This is a genomic window from Bacteroidales bacterium (assembly GCA_023228145.1).
Classification (GTDB): Bacteria; Bacteroidota; Bacteroidia; order Bacteroidales; family CAIWKO01; genus CAIWKO01.
The window spans coordinates 78,646-97,753 of the sequence record JALOBU010000009.1 but is presented as its reverse complement, the minus strand read 5'-3'; the positions used below and the strand labels follow the sequence as shown (position 1 = coordinate 97,753).

At 35.9% G+C, this 19,108-nt stretch carries 14 protein-coding genes; 12 read left to right on the top strand and 2 right to left on the bottom strand.

The window, feature by feature from the left end; genetic code table 11:
• Position 1 precedes the first annotated feature (1 nt).
• The 4 genes from M0R16_06385 to M0R16_06370 all read left to right on the top strand — a co-directional run bounded on the left by M0R16_06385 (position 2) and on the right by M0R16_06370 (position 6,968).
• Complete coding sequence (locus M0R16_06385) at positions 2-556, top strand: LemA family protein (GenBank protein ID MCK9612513.1); 555 nt, start codon at positions 2-4, stop codon at positions 554-556.
• 7 nt (positions 557-563) lie between these two features.
• A complete protein-coding gene (locus M0R16_06380) occupies positions 564-3,644 on the top strand; it encodes a DUF2207 domain-containing protein (GenBank protein MCK9612512.1) in 3,081 nt (1,026 codons plus the stop codon).
• A gap of 103 nt (positions 3,645-3,747) precedes the next feature.
• The gene (rlmD, locus tag M0R16_06375) at positions 3,748-5,169 is read left to right on the top strand and encodes a 23S rRNA (uracil(1939)-C(5))-methyltransferase RlmD (protein MCK9612511.1); all 1,422 of its coding nucleotides are present in this window, start codon (positions 3,748-3,750) and stop codon (positions 5,167-5,169) included.
• Positions 5,170-5,318: 149 nt separating this feature from the next.
• Positions 5,319-6,968, top strand: coding sequence for a hypothetical protein (locus tag M0R16_06370; GenBank protein ID MCK9612510.1), 1,650 nt, complete (start codon positions 5,319-5,321; stop codon positions 6,966-6,968).
• 53 nt (positions 6,969-7,021) lie between these two features.
• Here M0R16_06370 and M0R16_06365 read toward each other — a convergent pair whose 3' ends face one another.
• Entirely contained in the window at positions 7,022-7,600 is a 579-nt protein-coding gene (locus M0R16_06365; protein ID MCK9612509.1) for an HD domain-containing protein, read from the bottom strand.
• A 109-nt stretch (positions 7,601-7,709) separates the two neighbouring features.
• Here M0R16_06365 and M0R16_06360 point away from each other — a divergent pair, with 109 nt between their 5' ends.
• From M0R16_06360 to M0R16_06350, 3 genes are all read left to right on the top strand, one after another.
• Entirely contained in the window at positions 7,710-8,411 is a 702-nt protein-coding gene (locus tag M0R16_06360) for an FKBP-type peptidyl-prolyl cis-trans isomerase (protein MCK9612508.1), read from the top strand.
• A gap of 261 nt (positions 8,412-8,672) precedes the next feature.
• Positions 8,673-9,908 carry a T9SS type A sorting domain-containing protein gene (locus tag M0R16_06355; GenBank protein ID MCK9612507.1) on the top strand — a complete coding sequence of 412 codons (1,236 nt, stop codon included), beginning with the start codon at positions 8,673-8,675 and terminating at the stop codon, positions 9,906-9,908.
• Positions 9,909-9,987: 79 nt separating this feature from the next.
• Complete coding sequence (locus tag M0R16_06350) at positions 9,988-12,180, top strand: S9 family peptidase (GenBank protein MCK9612506.1); 2,193 nt, start codon at positions 9,988-9,990, stop codon at positions 12,178-12,180.
• 3 nt (positions 12,181-12,183) lie between these two features.
• On the opposite strand, the gene M0R16_06345 is transcribed toward M0R16_06350, so the two are convergent.
• Positions 12,184-14,040, bottom strand: a complete 1,857-nt coding sequence (locus M0R16_06345; GenBank protein MCK9612505.1) for a menaquinone biosynthesis decarboxylase — start codon at positions 14,038-14,040, stop codon at positions 12,184-12,186.
• Positions 14,041-14,166: 126 nt separating this feature from the next.
• Here M0R16_06345 and M0R16_06340 point away from each other — a divergent pair, with 126 nt between their 5' ends.
• The 5 genes from M0R16_06340 (at position 14,167) to M0R16_06320 (ending at position 18,977) form a co-directional block, all read left to right on the top strand.
• Positions 14,167-14,715 carry a hypothetical protein gene (locus M0R16_06340; protein ID MCK9612504.1) on the top strand — a complete coding sequence of 183 codons (549 nt, stop codon included), beginning with the start codon at positions 14,167-14,169 and terminating at the stop codon, positions 14,713-14,715.
• 49 nt (positions 14,716-14,764) lie between these two features.
• Entirely contained in the window at positions 14,765-15,271 is a 507-nt protein-coding gene (locus M0R16_06335) for a hypothetical protein (protein ID MCK9612503.1), read from the top strand.
• Positions 15,272-15,362: 91 nt separating this feature from the next.
• On the top strand, positions 15,363-15,872 hold the full coding sequence (tpx, locus tag M0R16_06330; GenBank protein ID MCK9612502.1) for a thiol peroxidase: 510 nt from the start codon (positions 15,363-15,365) through the stop codon (positions 15,870-15,872).
• Between the two features lie 43 nt (positions 15,873-15,915).
• A complete protein-coding gene (locus M0R16_06325; protein ID MCK9612501.1) occupies positions 15,916-16,209 on the top strand; it encodes a T9SS type A sorting domain-containing protein in 294 nt (97 codons plus the stop codon).
• Between the two features lie 95 nt (positions 16,210-16,304).
• Positions 16,305-18,977: a DUF1566 domain-containing protein gene (locus M0R16_06320; GenBank protein ID MCK9612500.1), complete on the top strand. Its 2,673-nt coding sequence runs from the start codon at positions 16,305-16,307 to the stop codon at positions 18,975-18,977.
• The last annotated feature ends 131 nt before the right edge of the window (positions 18,978-19,108 follow it).

Sequence of the window (19,108 nt, the reverse complement as noted above, 5' to 3'; positions counted from 1 at the left end):
CATGTTGTTTTGGATTATTTCAATTGTTTTATCATTATTAATAATCACAACTGTTATTTACTTTAATATTTTTATCCGCTATAGAAATAGAATCAAAAATGCTTGGAGTGATATTGATGTTCAACTTAAACAAAGGTATGACCTAATTCCTAACCTGGTTGAAGTTGTGAAACAATATGCAAAATATGAAAGCAATACTTTAGAGGAAATAACCAGAAAAAGATCAGAATATTTAAATACTACCGAAATAGAACAGAAAGCTGTCTCCGGGAGCAATGTAACCAAGGCAATGAAAAATCTATTTGCAATTATTGAAAATTACCCCGAATTACTTGCAGATAAAAGCTTCATAAACCTTCAAAACCAGCTTGTGAGCATTGAAGATTCTATTCAAATGGCCAGAAGGTATTATAACGCGGTTGTCAGGGACAATAACATTGCTGTGGAATCATTTCCTGGCATTGTTTTCTCCAGGTTTATGGGATTTCGCGCAGGCAGTTTTTTTGAAATGGATACATTGGAAAAAGAAGTGATTATGGTAAAACTAAAAGCATAAGAACAAAATGAAAAAAGTATTTGTTTCTGTATTTTTTAGTATAATTAGCTTTGTAGCATTTTCACAAGAAGCTTTTGATATTAATAATTATCATACGGATATCATTATTAATACTAATGGGTCATGTGATATTACCGAGACCATTGAACTCACTTTTAATGATTCGAGAAGGGGTATTATACGAAGTATCCCAACTCGGTATCAATATAAAATCAGCCAGGACGAATTACTTGCCGAAAGGGATTATACTTCGGGATTATATGAAATTTATATTAAAGACATCAAGGTTAAAGGATATGAATATTCTGTTTTGCAGGAGGGTGATTTTCTTGAAATAAAAATAGGCAGCCAAGATAAATACCTGGTTGGAAAGCAAAAATATATTATTAAATATACAGTTTGGGGCGCTTTAAATAAGTTTGCAAACCATGTGGAATTTTATTGGAATATTATCGGGCACGACTGGGAAACTCAAATTGACAAAGCAGATTTTAATATTTATTTGCCTGAAAAGATAACTTTACTAAAGGAAAATATTCTTATTTATACAGGGAGACTGGGGGCAAAGGAACAGAATATTAATTATGAAATTAATAATCAAAAAATTTCCGGCATTTCGAAACAAACACTCAAACAACATCAGGGTATAACTGCAGTTGTAAGCTTTCCGTTAAACTATTTTCATTCGCTTGACATACCTATTGCTGAAATTGCTGATTCTTTTTACATTAAAAACTATTATAGTGAAATCAAGGTTAATAAAGATGCTTCACTGGATATTGAAGAGAAATATGTGATTGAATTTATTAAGCCTTGCTATTATTTTACAAGATATTTTGATAATTATCCCGTTGAAAACGAAAATGTAAATGAGATTTTTCAGGATATTTATATTGATAAGTTTGCGGGAGAATGTATTTCTGGAGAAAATAAAAATATTGTATTTGCTTGTATGAATTTTGGTGATAACAAAAATATCCAAGCGAAAGCAAATAAAATACCTTTTAAAGGAACCTATGAATTGGTTTTCCGTTTTCATGTGTGGGGTGCTTTTAAATTTAATCAACCTATTGCTGAACTTACCTGGAACCTGATAAACCCCCAAATAAAGGAACCGTATGAGTTTTTTTCATATAAAATAATTGTTGATAAACCCATTCAATCGAATTGGCAGTATCTGGATTTTTTTATGAACCAGTTTCCAAAGTTTTTTAAAACCAGATACAACGGTAAAGAAAACGCTTATATGGCTGAGCATCCGATTAGTTTAAGAAATATACCACGCATTGATATGCGGCTAAAATTTAATTCGTCAAATATAAATAATGAAAAAGTGCCATATGATATTTATGCTAAGAACTATGTTATTAAGGACTTTTATTCCGATATAAGCATAAATAAAAAAGGAGTTGCTCATATTAAGCAGGTATATAAAGTAAATTTTAACAATCGTACCGGGGTCCAAAATATATTTGTTAGTAATATAAGGTATATTTTCCCTAAAAGAATCAAAATTTTTACAGGACTGACATACCAAATAGCAGATTATTCTCTGGTAGGGAAAGTTGATAAAGCTCTGGTGAGAAATATTAAAATAAGTCCTCAACATAAGATAAATATTGATTGGCAGGATTTTAAATATGATGTGGAATTTTATATGGATGCAGAGCACAATGATTCTGTGTTTTCAATAGAATATGATATTTATGATATTTTGAGTATTAAAAATAAAAATTTATTATTGTTTTTTCCATTGATGACAACTTTTGACGAACCGGTATGCCAGGGTTCTTTTTCTGTAAGTTTCGCTGAAGGGAAGGGCATTATGCCTGTTAGATACGCTGCTGCAATAGATGGAGAAATCACAAACCAAGATACTTTACAGCTTAATTTTTCACAAAATGTTATTTCAGGAAAACTTCACCATGGGCTATTGCCCAAGCAAGCCATTGTAATCAAAGCAGAGTTTCCTAAAGATTATATTACAGAAATTCCTTTTATTTTAAAACTCAAACTACTTTGGATAAATAATTACTTTCTTTTCATTTGTTTTTTCGTTTGCCTGATTCTTGTCGTTATATGGTATTTTTTGGGGCGCGATAAAAAACAAACTGTAGTTGTGAAATATTATCCTCCTGAGGGTATTACTCCGGCAGAGATAGGTTTTTTATGGGACAATAAAATTCATAACAGTGACCTGATTTCACTGATTTATTTCTGGGCTGGAAAAGGCCTTATTTCTATCCAGCAGGCTGATAATGTTAATCCTAATGAAAATGTTTGGGAAATAACAAAGAAAAGAGAATTGCCTCCTGATGCTAAAAAATTTGAACGTATATTATATGACCGCCTTTTCAAATCAGGGAAAACAGTTAAAACCAACACCCTTAGAAACAGTTTCTATTTATCATTGATAAAGGCACAAAAGGAGTTGAAATTTTACGGAAAAACAAATAAATTTTATAAGCCGGGCACCTTAGGTTTCGGAAGGATGCTTAAGGTTTTATCCATATTAAACCTGATACTGGGGACTTTTGTGTTAAATTATTCCCCATATTATACCGGACAAATTATTATTTGTTTTACCGTAATTTCCATAACATTATGGTTAATAGGTATGTTTATGCCTAAGTACGGGCCTTATGGAATGAAAATATTTTATCAGGCAGTGGGGTTTTATGAGTTCATAAAGCGCACCGATATCCCAAGGATAAAAGAACTTATAAATGAAAATCCAAATTATTTTTATCAGACCATTTCTTATGCTATTCTTATGGGCCAGGGAAAGGAGTGGTCGGAGAAGTTTACGGATTTACTAACACAACCACCTGACTGGTATCAAGATCGTTCAGGCAACACTTTTAACACATTATTATTTACAAATGCGATTATTTCCAGCATGAATGATCTGAACCGTGATATGACTTACAAACATTCCGTTTCAGGGTATAGCTCGGGAAGCATTGGAAGTGGTTGGAGAGGCGGAAGCAGTTCCGGGCATTCATCCTGGGGCGGTGGCGGTCACAGTGGTTTCAGTGGGGGGCATTCCGGCGGCGGCTTTGGAGGCGGGGGAGGAAGAAGCTGGTAGGGCAGTTTTCAGTTACCAGTGATCAGGTATCGGTGATGCGGGTGGCATAATGTTAAGTGAGTTCCCAAAACAGCAAATAACTTTAGGATTTGATTTTTTTAAGATGAGAAAGAAAAAAGCAGAACACATAATTCTTCCTGAAATAGAAATTATTGATGCGGGTGCTGAAGGCAAAGCAGTTGGAAGACGTGATAATAAGGTTATTTTTGTTGATAATGCTGTTCCCGGTGATGTTGCCGATATACAGGTGTTTAAAAAAAAGAAATCATTTCTGGAAGGAAAGGCCATACATTTTCATAAACTTTCTGAAAAACGTTCTGACCCTTTCTGTAAGCACTTTGGTCTTTGCGGTGGATGCAAATGGCAGCATCTTCAGTACAAATATCAGTTGTTTTACAAACAAAAGCAGGTTGCAGATAATTTTCAGCGAATTGCACATCTCGCTACCCCGGAGATACTGCCCATTATCCCTTCAGAAAAACAAACCCTTTATCGCAACAAGTTGGAATATACTTTTTCAGATTACCGCTGGCTTACCTTTGAAGATATGAATTCACAAGCACGTGATACTATGGATATGAATGCAATTGGTTTTCATATTCCGAAACACTTTGATCGTGTGCTGGATATTGAGCATTGCTACTTGCAAAGTGAGCCCACAAATCATATCCGTAATAGCCTGAAATCGTTTTGTATTGGCCGGGGTTTTACTTTTTACAATCCGCGCAGGCATGAGGGATTTTTGAGAAACCTCATCATCCGCAATACAACACTGAATGAAACGATGGCAATCATGGTTTTTGGAGAGGAACAACCCGAAAATCAAAAACTGGTACTTGACCATATTCTCGAAATCTATCCCCGCATCACTTCGCTCATGTTTGTGGTAAACTCAAAACACAACGATACTATTTCTGACCTTGAAGTAAAATGCTATTTTGGCAAACCGTTCATAACAGAACAAATGGACGAACTTCTTTTCCGTATAGGTCCGGTATCTTTTTTTCAGACTAACAGCTTACAAGCCTATAAGTTATATTCCTTAGTTAAGGAATTTGCCGGCATTAGCTCTGCTGATATTGTGTACGACTTGTATTCAGGCACAGGTAGTATATCAAATTTTGTGGCGCATCAGGCAAAAAAAGTCATCGGTATCGAATTCATTGCCCCCGCGATTGAAGATGCTCTTGTTAATTCAAAAATCAACAACATACATAATACCGAATTTGTAGCTGGAGATATTGCTAAAATTCTGAATGTAGATTTTTTTGTCTTCAAAGGCCATCCCGATATCATAATTACTGACCCGCCGCGAAACGGCATGCATCCGGCAGTGGTTGAACAGATAATACAGGCACATCCTAAACGTATTGTTTATGTGAGTTGTAATCCAGCTACACAGGCACGTGACCTAGCGTTGATGGCCGAAAAATATTCAATTAGTAAAATACAGCCCATTGATATGTTTCCGCATACCCATCATGTAGAAAATATTGTCCTATTAGAAAAAGCGATCGTTGTCTAAAAAATCTTTTTTATTTCTTGCATTCAGTACATTTATATATTAATTTTGTGATTGATAAATTTATTTAGGATGTTTAATGCCTGAATTATTTATTACTTTTGTACTTACCTTATAATTTAAAATTTATTAATCAAATAAAAACTAAAATTATGAAAAAATTAATCTTCATCTTGCTGTTTTTGGCAGCAAACGGCCTTTTTGCTCAGCAATTTGGCTTAATTGAAAAAACTTATGAAATTACGGGAAAAGCCAAAAGGGGTACGCTTGTTAATGTAAAATACGACCCTGCCAAGCAACATTATTTTCTTTATTACACTATATCTTCAGGGCCTATGTCTTTATCCATGCAGACCTATACATTTGATAAAGACTTCAACTTTGTTGATATGAAGACGGATGAGCTAAATGTTGATAAATTGCAGGAGATGAAAAAACTCAACCCTGTTGATTTTGGCTGGGTCAATTACTCTGGGGCTTCATATAGTGTTGAAGGGACAAGCGTAGAGCCAAACCTGATAGGCACACTTGTGCTTAAAAAGAAACGTATTAATTATGTTTACGACTGGTTCAATATGGGATATGTGAAGACGATACAGATACTGGAAAAGGTTAAACCAAAGAATGATGAAGGGACAAAGTTTTATTATTTCACTCACTTTGAAGACGATAGCAATGGAGATGTTTATATTCTTTGCGGAGCACGTGACCAGGTAAAGAAAGGTGGAGATCCGCTTAAGTACCATAGAGACATTCATGTGCTGAAGTTCAACAAAGATCTGGATATGGTAAAAGATTTGAAGATACCTTTTGATTATTACAATGGTTACTGCTATGCAAAAGCTATTACCGAAGGCACTGGTGGTGATGATGATTACAGTGCTATCAAAGAAATGATTTTTGTTTTTGCACCTTATGATTTAGGCAAGACAAACAAAGATCCCGACTTAACTAATTATACTTATGTGCGGCTTGATAAAGACCTGAATCTAACTGAAAGAATTCCATTCAAATCAAAGGCCGGCTATTGGAATATAGATTATATTCTGGCAACTAATGATGCAGTATATGCATTTGGACCTCTTGCATCAGGAAAAAATGATTATTACAACAAACTGATTGGCAAGGTTAGTAAATATAAATCTGTACAACTAATGAAAGTTGCTGGCGGTAAGGTTGAATACCTAACAGAAACTACATTGGATGAATTTGAAGCCAAGTTGAAAACACCACCCTCACAGAAAAAAGCTCCAAATTACGAGGGAAAAAAGTTTGATATCATGAATTATAGAATATTTGATAATGGTGATTTCATAGTTGTGGGACAGAACTACAAAATGGTTACAAAACCAAAAGGACCAACGGTAACGAATTTTTCACTTTCCAGTTCCACTGATATGGAAACCGTAAAGCAATACATTGATATTCTTGCATTTCATTTTGACTCCAAAGGCATGCTTAAAGCACAGTATGGGTTAGATGTAAAAGAAAATAATGAATATGCAAAAGATAACGGTACACCACAAAGTATGATTACGGGCATAAACCCTAATAACACATATTGGATTGTGCAGGAAATCAAGGCAAAATCAGATTTCTTTAAAAAGATACTGACCTATCCGAGGGTGGGGAAAATAGATATGAATGCCGGTACTTTAAGTGATTTTACTTCTTTCGGGGATAAGGAATATTTCCTGGACCCAAAATTTCCATACCTCGAAGCCGAGCCCGGAATGTTAGTGTTTTTCGGCTCTAATAAATCCGGTAAAGTCATCTGGTTTGCTAAAATAAAACTTGAGTAAAAATATTTTATTGTTTCATTAAGAGGCTGGCAAATAATGCCAGTCTCTTTTTTTTATCTGTAAACAAGTTGCAAGCCTGATAATGTCTCTGCTATTTTCAAAATGTTGTCAAATCCTTTATTTGTTGTTTTTAAACTCTCGTAGTAAAAATTGTGCGAAAAATCAATAAGATGATAAGTCTCAGGGAATCTTAAAAGTTTGGGATTGAGATTTCCTTTTCCCATACGGATACGGTCCAGAGCATCAGCATCTTTCAATAATGCTGTTACTTTATAATGGGGATGGCTTTTCCGAACTTCGATAATTTGCGAATGATAAGATATGGCAGTTTTAATAACCTTAATATCCTCTTCTGTTATACCATATTTTTTAAATAAAGAAAAAAACTGCGGGACTTTTTCTCTGGCAGCTCTTGGCCCGTGCATCATACAAAAGCCATCGTGCCTGCGGGACATATCATGTAAAAAAGCAGCAAAAAGAGCGGGTAGGGTTTCTTTTTCAAGTTTTGTTGTTGTGCATAAAATTAAAACAAGGCACATAACACGGTATGTGTGTAATGTCCCATGAAGTTCACTTTCATGTACAAAATACCCGGGCTTTATGTCAAAGTCGGAAAGTGTCAGATGTGTCATTGGATAAAATTATAAAATTTTTAAGTATAACATTTGTGTTATTTGTAAAATGCATAAAAGCTTATTATTTGTAAATTTGTATGCTTATAAAAAAATAAACTAAAAACACATGAAAAAATTTTTTGCACTAATTATTATTATCACTTTGGGGCATTCTGCAAATTCTCAGACAGGGAAAATACAATTAAAAACATTTGATGATTCGGTTGCATATACCATTGGCTGTAACATTGGCAATAACCTTAAAGGTAGCCTTACTAAAGATTCGCTGATGTTTAACTATGATATCATATCTCAAGGTGTAAATGATGCGCTTAACGGGCCAGACCATATGTTGTTTCCATTAGAACTTACCAAGGCAATTATGGATAATTTCAGAAAATATATGGAGGAAAAAATAGCAATTAGAAATGCAAAAAATGCAAAATTGAAAAATGAAGAAGATAATAAATTTCTTGAAGAAAACAAGAATAAACCAGGTATATTAACCACTGCATCTGGCCTGCAATACAAAGTTATTCAACAGGGTAACGGGGCTAAACCAACCATGGAAAGTACAGTTACTGTAAACTATGAAGGCAAGTTTATTGATGGCAGGGTTTTCGATTCTTCCTACGAAAGAAATCAACCCGCAGATTTTCCGCTTACCAATCTTATAAAAGGATTTTCGGAAGGCATTTTACTTATGAATGAAGGCAGTATTTATGAGCTGTTTATTTCTTCAGATTTAGGATATGGAGATGCCGGTACACAGGGAATTCCCGGAGGTTCAGCACTGATTTTTAAAGTAGAACTTATAAAGGTGAAATAACAATTACTATAAAAATTCCTAAGGAATTTAGTTTTACTAACTTATAATTATTTAAATATCATTTTATATATTTGTGATGAACAAAAACTTATGCACAATGAAAAAATTATGGTTATTTCACTTTTTATTTTTGTTGTAGTGATAAAAAAATTTTTTTGGTGAAATATTCTGCTCTGATTTCATAATGCTAAGTTCTAATTTGTTTAAAAAGAATAGATTCATTTATAGGTATTTTTAAATTTTATTTGTTGCTTAAATTTGATGAATAGGTTTTCAATATTTTTCTTTTTCTTTACAATATTTATACTTGTTAATGTTCAGGCACAGATTCCCGGATGTACCGACCCTCTGGCTAATAACTATAATGCTGCTGCCACAATAAACGATGGCAGTTGTACCTATAATACCGCTTTGGTTTCTCCCACATCGTCAACTATACTTGCTCCCGGGCTGGCGGAAACCTCAGGATTGATTTTCTGGAATAATAGTTTATGGACACACAATGACAATTCTGATATTAATTTGTATTCCTTGGATACCTTAAGTGGAACGATACTGCAAAACTATACCGTTACAGGAGTTGCTAATATTGATTGGGAAGAAATATCGCAGGATGATATTTATGTTTATGTGGGAGATTTTGGCAACAATGCAAATGGAAACCGGACTGATTTGAAAATTCTCCGGATGGAAAAGAATTCACTTTTGTTGAATAACCCTGTTGTGGATACCATAAATTTTTCTTATTCAAACCAAACGGACTTTTCCCCAACAGGTGGCAATAATACTGATTTTGACTGTGAAGCATTTGTTGTTTCTTCTGACAGTATTTTTTTGTTTACCAAACAATGGGTGAGTAATAAAACAAGTATTTATACTTTGCCCAAAACACCCGGCTCTTATATTGCAAATCTGGAATCAACCTGCGATGTAAGCGGATTAGTTACGGGTGCCACATATCTTCAGGATAAAAGATTAATTGTTTTATGTGGCTATAGTATGACTTTGCAGCCTTTTTTGTTTCTTCTGTATGATTTTAATGAAAATGAATTTTTTAACGGCAATAAAAGAAAAATATCTTTGTCACTGCCCTTTCATCAGGTAGAGGGGATTGCAACAAAAAACGGGTTGATATATTACTGTTCAAATGAGTATTTTTCGAGCTTCAAAGTTTTTACCAGCGAACAAAAGTTGCATATTGTTGATATGAGCACTTATTTAAATTACTATCTGAACGATTCCATTTCAAATATTTTTGAAGTAAATTATAAAAACAACATTAATGTATTTCCTAATCCCGCCAGGGATTATATTATAGTGAAAACGGAAAATACTGAAAATGAAAAAAATTATTTTATTTCTGATATGGAAGGGAAAATAGTATTATCTGGGCTACTCCAAAGTGACAGCAGTTCCATAAACGTCAGAAAACTTAAAAAAGGGACGTATTTTTTGAAAATCGGACCGGATATAATTTATAAATGGGTTAAGGAATAATTTTGTAGCGTCAACCTATTTATCTGTGTAAGCCTCTTTCTATATAAATCATTAATTTTGGAAATAATAAAAGATTATTATGAAAACAAAACTTAATATTTTAATACTCATATTATTTGTTTTTCCTTCTGTTATTTTTTCTCAAACCTTCAAACGTATTTCGTTGGAAGATTTATGGCTAAATTATTCTTTTTACCCGGAGCGGGCCGAAGATATAGTTCCAATGAATGATGGCGAACACTACCTGATACTCTTGGACGAATATACTATAGTTCGATATTCATATAAAAGCTCTCAAGCCGTTGATACACTGGTTACCAAAGAAATGCTAAAGCCCGTTGATGGACAAACTGCTATTCAAATTGAATCTTTCGAAATTAACCAGAAAGAAACAGCACTGCTGCTGAAAACCAATTCGGAAGCAATTTACAGACATTCTGAAATTGCATCATATTTTGTATTTGAATTGTCAACAAAAAATCTTTTTGCTGTATCGGAAGGTAAAAAACAACGCCTGGCTGAATTCTCACCAGATGGCGACATGGTCGCATATATTTCGGGTAATAATCTTTTTTGCTCAGATATCAGAACCGGCATTGAGTTACAGATTACCAACGATGGGTTGCAAAATAACATTTTGAATGGTACAACAGACTGGGTTTATGAAGAAGAATTCAGTTTTACTAAAGCATGGCACTGGTCGCCCGACAGCAAAAAAATTGCCTTCATCCGTTTCGATGAAAGCAAGGTTAAAGAGTATCAACTTATCATGTATGGCGATTTGTATCCCGAACAATACAAATACAAATACCCTAAAGCTGGCGAAGACAATTCTCTTGTAAGTGTTTGGATTTGTGACCTTACCGAGTTCTCAAAACCAATACTAAAAAGTATTGACATAGGCAATGAAACCGATATTTATATACCCCGCATCTGTTGGACAGCCGACCCTGGCAAATTAGCTGTTTTCAGGATGAACCGCCTGCAAAACAAACTGGATATATTGATGGCAGATGCAACAACCGGAAACACTAAAACATTTTACACTCAGGAAAACAAAAGCTACATAGAAATAACAGATAATTTCAAATTTACTGAAAATGGAAAATATTTCTTTATCATGAGTGAAGAAGACGGCTTTAATCATGTTTACCGCTATGATATAAACGGTAAGCTGATAAATCAGGTTACAAAAGGTCAATGGGATGTTAAGGAAATAAAAGCCATTGATGAAAAGAATGCTGTGATTTATTACATTTCGGCGGAAAGCAATCCTGTGAACCGCGACTTATACAGCGTAGGTTTTGACGGTTCGAATAAGTCAAAAATATTTAAAAAAGAAGGTACGTGGGAGGCTGAGTTCAGTAAAAATTGCGCTTATTTTACAGGCACTTTCAGTGATGCAAACACCCCTCCAATTATAGCAATCTATAATAACAAAGGCAAAGAAATACAAGCGCTTACCGATAATAAAAAACTGGCTGAAAAAGCCAATGAATACGGATTTACAAAAAAAGAGTTTTTCAGTTTTAATACTTCCGGTAACATACGGCTCAACGGATATATTATCAAGCCGCCCGACTTTGAATCTAAAAAGAAATATCCCGTTTTGATGAATGTCTATGGAGGGCCGGATTCGCAATATGCCGCTAACGAATGGGACACTTTCGATATGGTTTGGTATCAGTACCTTGTACAACAGGGTTATATTGTCGTATGTGTGGATGGAAGAGGCACAGGCTCCAGAGGAGAGCAGTTTCGCAAATGCACTTACATGGAGCTCGGTAAGTTAGAAACCGAAGACCAGATTGAAACGGCAAAATATCTTGCTTCCCAGCCATACGTTGACGAAGCCCGTATTGGGATATGGGGGTGGAGTTACGGAGGATTTATTACCGCGTTGTGTGTGACAAAAGGCGCTGAATATTTTAAAACTGGTATTGCCGTAGCACCTGTTACCAATTGGAGAAACTACGATAATATTTACACCGAACGTTATATGCGTAAACCGCAGGACAACGCCTCTGGGTATGACGACAACTCTCCCATTAAATATGTAAAAAAGCTCAAAGGCAAGTTATTGATAGTTCACGGCATGGCCGATGACAACGTGCATGCTCAAAATGCCATTGAACTTATTGATGCTCTGGTGAAAGCTAACAAACAGTTTGAAATGCAATTATATCCCAACAAAAATCACGGGATTTATGGCGGGTACACACGTTATCACTTGTATAAAAGAATGTCAGAGTTTATTTTTCAGAATCTGTAATTTTTATTCCGCTTCCGCTTTCCCGGGCCATAATAGTTTTTTGTATTTTAAAGAAGGTGAGGGGCTAAATTTATCTAAACCAAGTTTTTCCCATTTGTTATCTATCGTTTTTATGGTTTCATCATCCATCACAATTACATTTGGCCAGGGCCGCTGAAAATTATCCAGTTCCTTGGTTTTTCGGGTGCCATCAAAACATAGCGTATTGCTTATAATAAAAATATCTCTTGCCGGATCAATATTATTCAGAAGTAACCATAAGGTTTCGCTGAGGTCATCCACCTCCACATTGAAGTCAAGAAAAAAACAGGATTGAATATTCAACAAAATATTTTCTGTAATCAGTTTTTCGGCGAGTATTCGGGTATGGTTTGGCTTGCTCTTTTTATAGGAAATAATGACTGCATTAATATTTTGGTGGAGCAGTGTGTCGTTTAATTTAACGATTTCATCAAAAATCTTTGAAAGGTTTTCTTTGTTAATGGAAGGTGTTATTAGCGAACTGTCTTTTTTAACAGTTGCGTCAATTCCTATTTTTCCTTGAAAGGCATAATTTTTTGCCGAATGGTCGAGAATATCGGCAGGGCCTTTTGAAAAAATGATATCTGAACTAATATTCACATTTTCCGATATAGCTTTTACTACTTCAGGATAATTGAAGATGTCAGCGTTTTCATCCAGCACAATGATAATTTTAGAAAACATCATTTGTCCGGCGCCCCAAAGTCCGTTAATAATTTTTTGTGCAATACCTTGATAGATATTTTTAATTTTTACCAAAACCAGATTGTGAAAAACGCCTTCCACAGGCATATGAATATCAATTATTTCGGGCTGTAAGGCATATTTTATCGGGCTGGTGAATATTCGCTCTGTGGCTTTTCCCAACCAGGCGTCTTCCATGGGCGGTATGCCGACAATTGTGGCCGGATAAATGGCATCTTTGCGGTGAGTAATACATGTAATATGAAATACAGGAAAAGGTTCTGGCAAAGAATAAAATCCGGTGTGGTCGCCAAAGGGGCCTTCTGTAATTAGTTCTTCCTCTGGGTCAATATATCCTTCAATTACAAAATCAACATCTTCGGGTACATACAACTCATTAGTAAGGCATTTAACTAATTTAACTCGCTTTTTTCGTAAGAAGCCAGCCAGCAGGTACTCATCCATATTATCAGGTAAGGGAGCGGTTGCCACATAAGTATAAATAGGATCTCCACCAAGGGTAACGCTCACAGGCATTTTTTTCTTCAGTTTTTTATACTCATGAAAATGGCGTGCTGAATTTTTATGTAAGTGCCAGTGCATGGCTGTTTTACAAGCTGAAAATACTTGCATTCTGTACATCCCTACGTTGCGCATACCCGAAACGGGGTCTTGAGTGTGAACCACCGGAAGGGTGATAAAAGGGCCGCCGTCGTGAGGCCAGCAGGTCAATACGGGAAGTTTTGTAATGTCCGGTGAAGGCATTATTTTCTCTTGACACTTACCTTTTCCACTTATGGTTTTAGGCATCCAGGATGAAATCTCTCTTAACAACGACAGTTTATGAAGTTTTTCTGTAAGCGATTTTCCCGAAGTCAATGCATTTTTAAAAAGTGCATCTATTCTTCCTTTGATTTCGTCAAGATTTTCAATACCCAGAGCAAGGCACATTCTTTTTTCAGAACCAAAAGCATTGATTAACAGAGGAAAATCCGTTCCTGTATTTTCAAACAATAGTGCTTTGCCGCCTGATTTTACAACCCTATCGCTTATCTCGCTGATTTCAAGTTTCGGCGAAATAAATTCTTTGATACGGTGGAGTTCATTTTGTTTTTCAAGTACAGCTATGAATTCAGAGAGGTTTTTATATGGCATTGCTTAGGGAACTTAGTTACAAAAGTAGCATAAACAATTCATTACATGAATGATTTCTAATTTAAATTAATATTACTTTCTACTTGCAAATTATGTAAATTTGTCTAAACTTAAATTACAATAATTATGAAAAAAATCAAATTATTTGCCTTACTGTTGGTATTACTGACAGTGGCAAGTTCATGCAAAAAAGAAGAAGGCCCTGCCGGGCCACAAGGGCCTGAAGGCCCTGCTGGTACTGCTAATGTCATATATTCTGATTGGATTGGGTTTCAGGCAACAAGCTGGAGCGAAACCGCTATCACTGAGTTTGGAAAAACAATGAGGCATTACTATGATACGGTACCTGAAATAACTCAAAACATTGTCGATAAGGGTTTGGTGATGGTGTATATTAAAAGTGCAGGAACTCCGGAAGCTCAGCCGCTCCCAATGACTATTTATGGTTTAACCCAATTTGTCAATCAATTCATGACATTCAGACTAAGCAATAATTTGTTAACCATTATCTTTTTTAATATTGATAATAATGATGACCCCGGATCTTTTGCTGGTGATCCCTCAACAAATGCATACAGGTATATCATCATTCCCGGAGGGATTTCCGCCAGTATGGCGAATTTCAATCAAATGTCTTACCAGGAAATATGCAAAAAATTAAATATTGAAAAGTAGATAATTTTTAATATAAAAATTAATAAATAAATAATAAGGAATATAAACCATGAAAACAAAATTAATTATAGTACTCTTTTTAATTTCAATTTTCTTAATTTCTTGCAAAAAAGAAGAAGGCCCTGCCGGGCCACAAGGGCCTCAGGGACCTGCCGGAACCAATGGCAATGCAAATATAAAAATGTATGGTTATGGGCCGTGCACTTTCAACGCAGCTAATTTTTATACGCAAAAATATACTCCTGACGGCCTGACAGCAGGATTGATTGATTCCAGTATAATTTATGCATATTATTCAGGAGGATTTGACCAATGGAATGTTGTTAACGGTTATGGACCGCTTGATACTTATACAACAGTTTTATTCACCGACCCTGAGCCATATATTGGTATTTACCTAAGAAACCCTGATGGCAGTTGGTATAATGGAATTGATGTAACATGGGATTCTGTGAGGATAGTTATCATACCCGCTAATATTTTCTTGTCGGCTATGAATGAAAAGATTGATTTTGGAAATTATACAGAGGTAACTGAGTATTTTATTTCTAAATAATAAGAAACAAATTTTTGATTTTTTTTATTTAGGTAGCTTATTGCCTGAATAGAAAAATATGTAATTTTGTAAAAAATTATAAAATAAAACTATGGAAAAACATTCAGGAATAATAACATTTGGTGGAAATCCGATGACACTACTTGGTGCTTTGGCAAAAGAAGGTGAAAAAGCAAAAGATTTTACTGTATTAGGCAATGATTTAAAGCCGTACAAATTGAGTGATTATAATGGTAAAATCCGCATTATCTCGGTGGTCCCTTCTGTTGACACGGGAGTGTGCGCAGCACAAACAAGAAGATTCAACGAAGAAGCAGCAAAACTTGACAATGTGGTGATTCTTACCATATCCTGTGATCTACCTTTCGCTTTAGGCAGGTTCTGTGCTGCCGAAGGAATTGACAAAGTGATAACTCTTTCCGATCATAAGGAAACGGATTTTGGAATAAAATACGGCTTTTTGATTGATGAGCTCCGCCTGTTGTCACGCGGAATAGTAATAGTTGATGAAAAAGGAATTATTCGTTATGTTGAATATGTTGGGGAAATCACAAACCACCCTGATTATATCAAAGCTTTGGATGCTCTGAAAAGCATTTAAAAAAAATTATAAGTATTCTATTCCATCTAAGATTTTCCATGTCATGCCATTTAACTTATTACTGACCGCAGGATACAAATGGTCAGAAAAGCCATTGAACCCATTGAAGGCAGCAAACCCGACTGCAGATTATCTTACATTGGAAGTTAATGACATTGAACCTTCAACTTTGAACTTCCAACTATATGATTTGCAGGGGAAACTTTTACTAAGCCAAATAATTACTGATAAAAAGACCAGCATTGTTATAAGTAACCTTTTACCGGCAAGTTATTTCGTAAAAGTATTTCAGGCAAATAAAGAAAAAAAAACATTTAAAATTATTAAAACTGATTAAGGCAGGAGTTTTAATAATTACAACCATTAAACCATTTCCGAAAATGAGAGCATCGGCTACCATAATAATGAAATTAAAATAATAATAATAAAACCATGAGAAAAATATTCACAGTTTTAGCGGCCGTTATAATAGCTGCAAGTGCATTCGCACAATCACCCGAAAAAATGAGTTATCAGGCAGTAATCCGCGACAGCAGTGATGCCTTGGTAACCAACACGCAGGTTGGAATGCAAATAAGTATTTTGCAGGGTTCACCTACTGGAACTGTTGTTTATTCTGAAACACAAACTCCAATAACCAATGCCAACGGATTGGTAAGCATTGAAATAGGTGGTGGCGCAGGTTTTAGTGGCATTAATTGGGCAGGAGATACTTATTACATAAAAACTGAAACAGACCCTGCCGGAGGAACCAATTACACGATTACGGGAGTAAGCCAACTGCTAAGCGTCCCCTATGCCTTGCATGCTAAAACTGCGGAAAGTATAACAGGAACAATTACGGAAACCGATCCAATCTTTGGTGCATCTGTAGCAGCTGGTATTAATTCCTCAGATATCACCAATTGGAATAACAAATTGGATACAGAAGTGGACGGCTCAGTAACCAATGAAATCCAGGTGTTGAGCATTAGCCATGATACTGTTTTTTTAAGCAGTGGCGGATTTATAAAACTGCCAGCCGGTTTTGACGGCCAGTATAACAGTCTAACAGGAACGCCCACCAATGTGAGCACATTTACAAATGATGCAGGATATCTTACAACCGAAGTGGACGGTTCAGTAAGCAACGAAATTCAGGTGTTGAGCATTAGCCATGATACTGTTTTTTTAAGCAATGGCGGATTTGTAAAACTGCCAGCAGGATTTGACGGACAGTACAGCAGTTTAACCGGGGCGCCATCCAATTTAAGTGCATTTACAAACGATGTTGGTTATCTGACAAGTTATAGTGAAACAGACCAATTATGGACAGCCAGCCCATCATTCGGAATTACAAATACAGATATTACAAATTGGTCTACATCTTATGGTTGGGGAAATCATGCAACAGCAGGATACCTGACAAGTTTTTCGGAGCTGGATACTATGATATGGAAAAGGAATAGCAGCAATATTTATTTTAATACCGGTAATGTTGGTATTGGTACAAATTCACCAAGTAATGCTCTTTCGGTTATTGGCAGTGCAGATTTTTCAACTTCCGTTATAACTCCAGCAATAATGCCATTGACTGGAGAAGGGACAGTACTGACGATCAGTACTAATTCTGTGTCAAGCAATACCAATGTTGGGGATATGATTATTAAAGGAGGCGATAATAATGGCCCTAAAAATAGTTCTGGAAGAGCAGGTGATATCTCTATCACCGGTGGAACATTTAATGTTCCGTTCCCTACTAATCCAGCAACCTCTCGCGCAGGAAATGTTAATATTTCTGGCGGTGCGAGTCCTACAGGCAGTGGAATTGTTGGTGTTGGTGGTAATGTAACATTGACTGGTGGTTCAGTTGGGGCTAGCGGTACAAATGGTATTGGAGGGTCAATCACTTTAGTGGCTGGTTCAGGAAATCAAGGTGGAAACATAAATATAACTGCAGGTACTGGGGCAGGTACTGGTAAAGTATACATACAAGGTGGTACAAGTACATTTGGATCGCAGCCTGGCCATGTGATAATATCTGGTGGAGATAAAACGGGTGGAATCTATGGCTCCGTAATTTTCAAAACTGCGACTACCCAGCAAGCAGTTATAGACGCGACTGGAAATGTTGGTATTGGTACAGCAACACCGGCTTACAAATTGGATGTTATTGGAGATGTAAATGTTTCAGGTGCATACCGGGTTAATGGGACTGCACTTGCAACAGTTTCAACTACGGGCAGTTATTCCGATTTAATAAACCAGCCAACGACTGTCAGTTCATTCACAAATGATGCCGGTTATCTGACTTCTTTTACTGAAATTGATGGTTCGGTTACTAACGAGTTGCAAAATCTTACTGATGTTCTTTCTACCGGTAGCGATGCTGGAAATAATTCTATTGTGAATGTTTCTCAACAAGGTATAGGAACTTCTATTCCAGATGCATCTGCCGCACTTGATGTTACAAGTACTTCTAAGGGTTTTTTACCTCCAAGAATGACAACAGCTCAAATGGCGACAATTTCTAGCCCTGCTGAAGGGTTAATGATTTATAATACTGATTACAAACTTCCATTTTTTTATGACGGAACGGATTGGCGGAAAATTGATGGTACCATTGTTTTGTATGTTGGAAAGAGCTATCAGGGAGGGATCATAGCTTATATCTTACAAGTTGGAGATCCCGGTTATATTGAAGGAGAAACACATGGATTAATAGTAGCACCAACCTATCAATCAAGTAGTATAAGATGGTACAATGGAAGTTATTTTACCACTGGCGCTACAGCAACAGCACTGGGTACAGGAATGGCTAATACTAATACAATTATTAGTCAGCAAGGAGCGACTTCAACTTCTTATGCCGCAGGAATAGCACGTGCCTATAATGGAGGAGGTTATAATGACTGGTACTTACCAAGTAAAGATGAATTAAACAAACTTTATGCTTTAAAAGTTCTTGGACTTGGCGGATTTTCAGAATGGGCATTTTGGAGTTCGTCAGAATATACCGGCACTCCTTATGGTTACAATGCTTGGTATCAAGGATTCTACAATGGGGCACAAAGCAATACCAGTAAAAGTTATACGGGAGCAGTAAGAGCGGTACGTTCTTTTTAACAATTTACCAAATTAACAATTTGCCCCATGAGATCCGCAGTTATCTCATATGGGGTACCCCGTTATGCGAAGTTTTTGCTTTAAGCACACCGGGATAATTTCTCACTTCTTTCTTAGTTTTCATACCTTTG

Coding starts and splice junctions, on each gene's coding strand:
- M0R16_06385 (MCK9612513.1), top strand. CDS start 2: ATGTTGTTTTGGATTATTTCAATTGTTTTATCATTATTAATAATCACA.
- M0R16_06380 (MCK9612512.1), top strand. CDS start 564: ATGAAAAAAGTATTTGTTTCTGTATTTTTTAGTATAATTAGCTTTGTA.
- rlmD (MCK9612511.1), top strand. CDS start 3,748: ATGAGAAAGAAAAAAGCAGAACACATAATTCTTCCTGAAATAGAAATT.
- M0R16_06370 (MCK9612510.1), top strand. CDS start 5,319: ATGAAAAAATTAATCTTCATCTTGCTGTTTTTGGCAGCAAACGGCCTT.
- M0R16_06365 (MCK9612509.1), bottom strand. CDS start 7,600: ATGACACATCTGACACTTTCCGACTTTGACATAAAGCCCGGGTATTTT.
- M0R16_06360 (MCK9612508.1), top strand. CDS start 7,710: ATGAAAAAATTTTTTGCACTAATTATTATTATCACTTTGGGGCATTCT.
- M0R16_06355 (MCK9612507.1), top strand. CDS start 8,673: ATGAATAGGTTTTCAATATTTTTCTTTTTCTTTACAATATTTATACTT.
- M0R16_06350 (MCK9612506.1), top strand. CDS start 9,988: ATGAAAACAAAACTTAATATTTTAATACTCATATTATTTGTTTTTCCT.
- M0R16_06345 (MCK9612505.1), bottom strand. CDS start 14,040: ATGCCATATAAAAACCTCTCTGAATTCATAGCTGTACTTGAAAAACAA.
- M0R16_06340 (MCK9612504.1), top strand. CDS start 14,167: ATGAAAAAAATCAAATTATTTGCCTTACTGTTGGTATTACTGACAGTG.
- M0R16_06335 (MCK9612503.1), top strand. CDS start 14,765: ATGAAAACAAAATTAATTATAGTACTCTTTTTAATTTCAATTTTCTTA.
- tpx (MCK9612502.1), top strand. CDS start 15,363: ATGGAAAAACATTCAGGAATAATAACATTTGGTGGAAATCCGATGACA.
- M0R16_06325 (MCK9612501.1), top strand. CDS start 15,916: ATGCCATTTAACTTATTACTGACCGCAGGATACAAATGGTCAGAAAAG.
- M0R16_06320 (MCK9612500.1), top strand. CDS start 16,305: ATGAGAAAAATATTCACAGTTTTAGCGGCCGTTATAATAGCTGCAAGT.